The 7408-nt window shown below is 60.6% G+C and carries 6 protein-coding genes; all 6 read left to right on the forward strand.

Annotated features, from left to right (window positions below; genetic code table 11):
* Positions 1-40 precede the first annotated feature (40 nt).
* The 6 genes from dnaN to gyrA are packed head-to-tail and all read left to right on the forward strand — an operon-like array spanning position 41 to position 7144.
* Positions 41-1162: a DNA polymerase III subunit beta gene (gene dnaN, locus AK2_RS01555; RefSeq protein WP_067930447.1), complete on the forward strand. Its 1122-nt coding sequence runs from the start codon at positions 41-43 to the stop codon at positions 1160-1162.
* A 5-nt stretch (positions 1163-1167) separates the two neighbouring features.
* Positions 1168-1395 carry a S4 domain-containing protein YaaA gene (gene yaaA, locus AK2_RS01560; protein WP_067926086.1) on the forward strand — a complete coding sequence of 76 codons (228 nt, stop codon included), beginning with the start codon at positions 1168-1170 and terminating at the stop codon, positions 1393-1395.
* Positions 1385-2515 carry a DNA replication/repair protein RecF gene (gene recF / locus AK2_RS01565; RefSeq protein WP_067930450.1) on the forward strand — a complete coding sequence of 377 codons (1131 nt, stop codon included), beginning with the start codon at positions 1385-1387 and terminating at the stop codon, positions 2513-2515. Before yaaA ends, recF begins: the two co-directional genes overlap by 11 nt.
* Positions 2516-2526: 11 nt before the next feature.
* Complete coding sequence (gene remB / locus AK2_RS01570) at positions 2527-2781, forward strand: extracellular matrix regulator RemB (RefSeq protein ID WP_067930453.1); 255 nt, start codon at positions 2527-2529, stop codon at positions 2779-2781.
* Positions 2762-4663 (forward strand): DNA topoisomerase (ATP-hydrolyzing) subunit B, encoded by a 1902-nt coding sequence (gyrB, locus tag AK2_RS01575; RefSeq protein ID WP_067930456.1) that lies wholly within the window; start codon positions 2762-2764, stop codon positions 4661-4663. The genes remB and gyrB overlap by 20 nt, the downstream gene beginning before the upstream one ends.
* Positions 4664-4693: 30 nt before the next feature.
* Positions 4694-7144, forward strand: a complete 2451-nt coding sequence (gyrA, locus tag AK2_RS01580) for a DNA gyrase subunit A (RefSeq protein WP_067930459.1) — start codon at positions 4694-4696, stop codon at positions 7142-7144.
* Positions 7145-7408 lie beyond the last annotated feature (264 nt).

Raw genomic sequence — 7408 nt, forward strand, 5'->3', positions numbered from 1 at the left:
AGACGCGAGACACGGGACGGAGAAGGAGTTGGAGCACCGGATGAAACTCACCATTTCGCAGCAGGACCTCCTGCACATGCTCAGCACGGTATCCAAGGCGGTCGCCGTCCGCTCCCCGCGGCAGGTCTTGACCGGAATTCTCTTGGAAGCATCCGCCGAACGCCTCACTGCCACAGCCTATGATCTGGAACTGGGGATTCAGAACTGGACGGATGAGGAGACCAAAATTCACATCGACGAACCAGGCGCCATTGTGCTGCCGGCCCGGTACTTTCTCGACGCGGTCCGCAAACTGCCGGCCCGCCCGGTGACCATCGAGACCACGCACAACTATATGACGGCCATTCGCTCGGATCAGGTCGAGTTTCATCTGCACGGCATCGACGCGGCCGAATTCCCTCGCTTGCCGGCTTTCCTGGGCGCGGCCTCATTGACCGTTACAAGCGATTTGTTATCCGCTCTTATCAAATCCACCGTCTTCGCCACGGCCAATACGGAGGTAAGGCCGACGTTGACGGGCATCCACGTCCAGTCGGTTGCCGACACCCTCACCTTCACCGCCACTGACGGCCTGCGCCTGGCCACCCGCAGCGTCAAGCACACGACGGCCCAGGCGACGGAATGGGATGCCGTCATTCCGGGGAAGTCTTTGCTTGAGTTGCTGAAAATCCTGCCCGACGAACAATTGCCCGTCACCGTCCAGTTCACGAACAGCCATTGCCTGTTCGCGCAGGCCACCACTCTGTTTTACACGCGGCTTATCGATGGTGCGTATCCTGACACCAGCCGCATCATTCCCAGCGACCACCGCACACAGGTGGTCGTCGATGCGGAACTTTTGACGAACGCGGTGGATCGTGCCGCCCTGATTGCGCCGGTACGCGAAAACCACATGGTGCGCCTCAGCGTCAGCGATGACTCTCTGACCATCGCATCCAGTTCGCCCGAGGTCGGCAACGTCTCGGAGAGCCTCCCGATTGTGGCCAAAGAAGGGGAGGACCTCACCATCGCCTTCAACGCCCGCTACGTCCTTGACGCCCTCCGGGTGTGCGAGACACCGGAGGTGCAGGTGCAGTTCAACGGGTCCCAACAGCCGTTTGTCATTCGCAGGCAGGGGCAGGATGATGGTCTGCAGCTGATTTCGCCCATGCTGACGAGGTGAGAGAAATGTCCCGCGTCCGTCTCGAAACGGACTACATCACCCTGAGCCAACTGCTCAAACGCGTCCAGGCCATCGCCACCGGCGGCCAGGCGAAGGTCTTCCTGCAGGAAGTTCCGGTGCTCGTCAACGGGGAGCGCGAGCAGCGGCGGGGCCGCAAATTGCGTCCGGGGGACCGGGTGCAGGTGGCCGGCCAAGTGTACGTGATTGAGGAATCGGCCCATCATGGTGATTGAACAGCTGACTCTGTCCGACTTTCGCAACTACACCCGGCAGCAACTGGAGTTTTCTCCGGGTGTCAATGTGCTGCTGGGCGAAAACGGGCAGGGCAAGACCAACGTCCTGGAGGCGATTTACCTTCTCGCCGTAGGCAAATCGCACCGCACCAGCCGCGACGGGGATCTCATCCGCCACGGCGCGGAGCGCACCGAGTTGGCCGCCGTTGTCGCCCAGCAGTCAAGGCCTTTGAAGTTGCACCTGGAGTTTGGCCGGTACGGCAAGAAGGCCCAGGTCAACGGCGTCCTGCAATCGCGGATGAGCGACTTCGTCGGGCGCTTCCAGGTTGTCCTGTTTGCACCGGAAGACCTGCAGCTGGTCAAGGGCGGTCCGGCCGTTCGCCGCCGTTTCATCGACATGGAACTGGGGCAGACCCATGCCCGTTACCTGCATCACCTGAGCCTGTACCACCGCACCCTTCAGCAGCGCAATCACTTGTTGAAGCGGCCGGCCTTGGATGTCGATTCCATCCTTGCCTTTGACGATCCGCTCGTCGAACACGGTACCGAGGTGATGCTCCGCCGCCATCGCTTCGTCAGTCTTCTGCGCGACATTGCGCGGGAAATCTACGCCAGCATCTCCTCCGGCCGCGAGCAGTTGGAGATTCGTTATCAGCCCGCTCTGCAGGGGCATGCGCATCTTGGCGGTGAACAGGAGGGGGCACTGGATGCTGGCGCCCTTGCCAGCGCTTTTCATGAGCAACTGGTAGCCCGGGTCCGCGGTGACGCCCAACTTGGTTACACGAGCGTCGGCCCGCACCGGGACGACTTGGTGCTGCTGCTCGACGACCGCCCGGTACAGGCCCACGCCAGCCAAGGTCAGCAGCGGACCATTGCCCTGTCGTTGCGTTTGGCCGAGATTGAGCTGATTCGGCGGGAAGTGGGGGAGTATCCGGTGCTGCTGCTCGACGACGTGCTCTCGGAGCTCGACGATAACCGGCAGCGGCAGCTTCTGTTGTCCATGAGCGACAAGGTGCAAACCCTGGTCACCAGCACCGGCCTCTACCAACTGGCCGAGAAGCTCACCGGACGTTCACGTTTGTTTCATGTTCGTTCTGGTATAATACAGATGGAGGGGTAGGTGCTTTTTTCATGTTCCTGCACATCGGGAGCGACACCATGGTGCGCCTGCGCGACGTGGTTGGCATCTTCAACGCACAGACCTCCAACCTCATGGAGAGTCTGCCGGTCTCGCTCGCCGCGGCTGAGGACGAGGCGGTCGGCGAGGTGAAATCCTGCATCGTCACCGCAGATACCGTGTATGTTTCACCCATATCCTCCTTGACCTTAAAAAAGCGGGCAGGACAGTTGGACGGAGGGGACTCGTTTGCCGGAACAGACGTATGACGAATCGCAAATTCAAGTCCTGGAAGGACTGGAGGCGGTCCGCAAACGTCCCGGAATGTATATCGGATCCACCAGTTCTCGGGGTTTACACCATTTGGTCTGGGAAATCGTAGATAATTCCGTGGACGAGGCGTTGGCGGGTCGGTGCACGCGGATTGTCGTGACGGTGCACGCCGATAACAGTATCACCGTAGAAGACAACGGTGCCGGGTTTCCTGTGGGCATTCACCCCCAAACCGGCCGCCCCGCGGTGGAGACGGCGCTGACCGTGCTGCACGCTGGCGGCAAGTTTGGCGGCAGCGGCTACAAAGTGAGCGGCGGTCTGCACGGCGTGGGCGCGTCGGTGGTCAACGCCCTGTCGGAGTGGCTGCGCGTCGAAGTGCACCGAGATGGCAAGGTTCACGTGCAGGAGTATGAACGGGGCGTGCCGTTGTACGATTTGAAGGTGGTTGGCACAACGGATCACACGGGGACGATTGTGTCCTTTCGGCCTGACCCGGAGATTTTCACGGAGACCACAGAGTTTCAATCGGACATTCTCCAAGGGCGCTTGCGCGAGTTGGCGTTTCTGAACGCCGGGTTGGAGATTGTGTACAACGACGAGTGCGAGGGCAAGTCCCGTACATATTGCTACTCCGGCGGAGTCTCGGAGTTTGTCCGGTTTCTCAACAAGTCCAAGGACGTGCTGCACGAAGACCCGGTGTTTGTCAAAGGTGTCCGCCAGGACGTGTCGGTGGAGATTGCTCTCCAGTACAACGACGGGTACGCGGCGGTCCTGTATTCGTTTGCCAACAACATTCACACGCACGAGGGCGGAAGCCACGAGGCCGGCTTCAAGGCGGCGCTCACCCGCGTGATCAACGACTACGCACGCAAGATGAATCTGCTGAAGGACAACGAGAGCAACCTGACCGGAGATGATGTCCGGGAAGGGCTGACGGCGATTGTCAGCGTTAAAGTTCCCGATCCGCAGTTCGAGGGCCAGACGAAGACCAAGCTGGGCAACAGCGAGGTGCGCGGCATCGTCGATGGCCTCTTCTCCGACAAGTTCTACGCGTTTTTGGAGCAGAACCCGTCGGTTGCGCGCAGGATTGTCGACAAATCGATCACGGCCGCGAGAGCACGCGAGGCGGCCCGCAAGGCGCGCGAAGTCACGCGGCGGAAAAGCGCCCTTGAGGTCAGTTCGTTGCCGGGCAAGCTGGCCGATTGCTCGTCCAAAGACGCGTCCGTCTGCGAATTGTACATCGTTGAGGGCGATTCAGCGGGCGGATCGGCCAAGCAAGGGCGGGACAGAAACTTTCAGGCCATCCTGCCGCTGCGGGGGAAGATTATCAACGTGGAAAAGGCGCGGCTGGACAAGATCCTGTCCAACGCCGAAATTCGATCCATCATCACCGCGATTGGCACGGGCATCGGAGACGAGTTTGACATTGCCAAGGCGCGTTACCATAAAATTGTCATCATGACGGACGCGGATGTGGACGGCAGCCACATCCGGGTGCTGTTGTTGACCCTGTTTTACCGCTTTATGCGTGAATTGATAGACGCGGGGTATGTCTACATCGCCCAGCCGCCTCTGTACAAGATTCAAAAGGGCAAGACGGTCCGCTACGCGTACACGGACAGGGAGTTGGAGTCGACGCTGCAGGAGATCGGCCGTACCGGAATTGCTGTTCAGCGTTACAAAGGTCTCGGCGAGATGGACGCGGAACAGTTGTGGGAGACGACGATGGATCCCGGATTTCGCACGCTCCTCCAGGTGACGATGGAAGACGCCATGGAAGCCGATGTCCTTTTCAGCACCCTGATGGGCGATAAGGTGGAACCGCGGCGAGAGTTCATCGAGGAACACGCCAAGTACGTGCGCAACCTGGACATCTAAGGCAGGACAAGCGGCGAGGAGTGACACAGTTTGGCGGAGGAGTTTGCGAACAAGGTCCTACCGGTCGACATCACCCAGGAAATCCGCAATTCGTATATCGACTATGCGATGAGCGTGATTGTCAGCCGGGCCATACCGGATGTGCGCGACGGATTGAAGCCGGTCCACAGGCGCATCTTGTACGCGATGTACGAGGTGGGCATGACGCCGGACAAGCCGCACAAAAAGTCGGCGCGCGTGGTCGGCGACGTGCTGGCCAAGTACCACCCGCACGGCGATGCCGCCGTCTACGACGCGCTGGTGCGGCTGGCGCAGGATTTTTCGACCCGCTATCCGTTGGTCGACGGGCATGGCAACTTCGGATCGGTGGACGGCGATGCGGCGGCGGCGATGCGCTACACCGAAGCGCGCATGTCGTCCATCGCGATGGAGCTTTTGCGCGACATCAACAAGGAAACGGTCGATTTTGGGCCGAACTACGATGAGAGTGACCAAGAACCGCTGGTCCTGCCGTCTCGGTTCCCCAACCTGTTGGTGAACGGATCGTCCGGGATTGCGGTGGGCATGGCGACCAACATCCCGCCGCACAACCTGCGCGAAGTGATTGACGGCGTTGTGATGATGATTGACAATCCAGACGTCACGCTGGAGGAATTGATGCGGGCTGTGAAGGGGCCCGACTTTCCGACGGGGGGCATCATCCTTGGGCGGGACGGCATCCGCCAAGCGTATCTCACGGGCCGCGGATCCATCACAGTGCGCGCGTCGACGCAATTTGAGGAGATGTCAGGCGGGAAGACCCGCATCGTGGTCAACGAAATCCCGTACCAGCAGAACAAGGCCCGGTTGATTGAGAAGATTGCGGAGCTGGCCAGGGACAAGAAGATAGATGGCATCACCGATTTGCGCGACGAATCGGACAGAACCGGGATGCGCATTGTGATTGAATTGCGCCGGGACGTGCGGCCGCAGGTGGTGCTCAACAACCTGTTCAAGCACACCGGATTGCAGACCAACTTCGGCATCATCAATCTGGCGTTGGTGGACGGCCAGCCGAAGGTGCTCGGATTGGCCGACATGATTCGCCTGTACATTGACCACCAGCGCGACGTGGTCCGCCGGCGCATCGAGTTTGACCTGCAAAAGGCCCAGGCGCGGGCGCACATCCTGGAAGGTCTACGGGTGGCGCTCGACCACCTGGACGAGGTGATTGCCCTCATCCGCGGCTCCCGCACGACCGAAGAGGCACGTGATGGTCTGATGAGTCGCTTTGGACTCAGCCAGGAGCAGGCGCAGGCCATCCTCGACATGCGGCTGCAGCGCCTGACCGGTTTGGAGCGGGAGAAGATTGAGAACGAGTATCAGGAGCTGCTGGCGTTGATTGCGGAACTGCAGGGCATCCTCGCGGACGAACAGAAGCTGCTGGGCGTCATCCGCCAGGAGTTGCTGGAAATCCGTGACAAGTACGGGGATGAGCGGCGGACCCGCATCGTCGCCGCCGAAGGGGAGATCAACGAAGAAGATCTGATTCCCGTTCAGGACGTGGCGGTGACGCTGACGCACGCGGGCTACGTGAAGCGCCTGCCGGTCGCCACCTATCACACGCAGCGCCGCGGTGGCCGGGGCATGACGATGATGGGGACGCGGGAAGAGGACTTTGTCGAACACATGTTCATCACATCCTCACACGATTCCCTGTTGTTTCTCACCGACAAGGGGCGGGCGTACAGTCTCAAGGCCTACGAGATCCCGGAGTTCAGCCGGCAGGCGAAAGGCATTCCCATCATCAACCTGCTGCAGCTGGAATCGGGGGAGCAGATTTCGACGGTCATACCTATGCCCAGCCTCGACACGGAAGAGGCCCACGGCAAGTCCCTGTTTTTTGCGACCCAACAGGGCATCGTCAAGAAGACGAGCCTGAAGGAATTCGAGAACATCCGTAAGTCCGGATTGATTGCCATTCACCTGCGGGACGACGACAAGGTGATTGGCGTTCGATTGACAGACGGGCAGCGGGACATCATCCTGGCGACGCAAAAGGGTATGTCCATCCGCTTCACGGAGACAGATGTCCGTCCGATGGGACGCAGCGCCACTGGCGTGAAAGGCATCCAGCTGGCCGAGGGCGACGAGGTGGTCGGCATGGATGTGGTGGACGAAGACGCGGATGTGTTAGTCGTGACTACGCGCGGCTACGGGAAGAAGACGCCCGTGTCTGACTATCGCGTGCAGACGCGTGGCGGCAAGGGCATCCGCACCGTGAACTGCACCGAAAAGAATGGGGCGGTCATCGGTCTGAAGATGGTGCAGGATGAAGACGACCTGATGATCATCACCAACGCGGGGGTCACCATTCGCATCCATGTGGCGGACATCTCGACCCTGGGGCGCCTCACCCAAGGCGTGAAACTCATCAATGTGCCCGAGGGCGAAGAGGTCGCCACGGTCGCACGAGTCGCCGCCGGTTCCGATGAGGATTAGACCGCAGGAAAGGGGCGAAGCAAGCATGACGGGGTGGGAACGCCTTGCTGTTGAGCAGGGTGGCATGTTCATCGGCTTTTTCGTGCTGGTCGGCCTGGCGTTTTTGGTGTTCAACGCGGTGCTGCGGCGGGATTGAGCCGACCGTTGGTGCGTGTGTGTACGCGTCGCGCGCGGGAGCCGAGTTCTCCCGCGCTCTGTCTGGTGCACGCGGCCATGGGCGTTTTGGGTCCTGTTTTTGCGATCCGCCCGGGCGATGCATCGGGG

It is taken from the genome of Alicyclobacillus kakegawensis NBRC 103104, assembly GCF_001552655.1.
In the GTDB taxonomy this organism is placed as follows: Bacteria; Bacillota; Bacilli; order Alicyclobacillales; family Alicyclobacillaceae; genus Alicyclobacillus_G; species Alicyclobacillus_G kakegawensis.

Bases quoted from the DNA above. Each gene is read 5' to 3' on its own strand.
- dnaN (WP_067930447.1), top strand. From the start codon at position 41: ATGAAACTCACCATTTCGCAGCAGGACCTCCTGCACATGCTCAGCACG.
- yaaA (WP_067926086.1), top strand. From the start codon at position 1,168: ATGTCCCGCGTCCGTCTCGAAACGGACTACATCACCCTGAGCCAACTG.
- recF (WP_067930450.1), top strand. From the start codon at position 1,385: ATGGTGATTGAACAGCTGACTCTGTCCGACTTTCGCAACTACACCCGG.
- remB (WP_067930453.1), top strand. From the start codon at position 2,527: ATGTTCCTGCACATCGGGAGCGACACCATGGTGCGCCTGCGCGACGTG.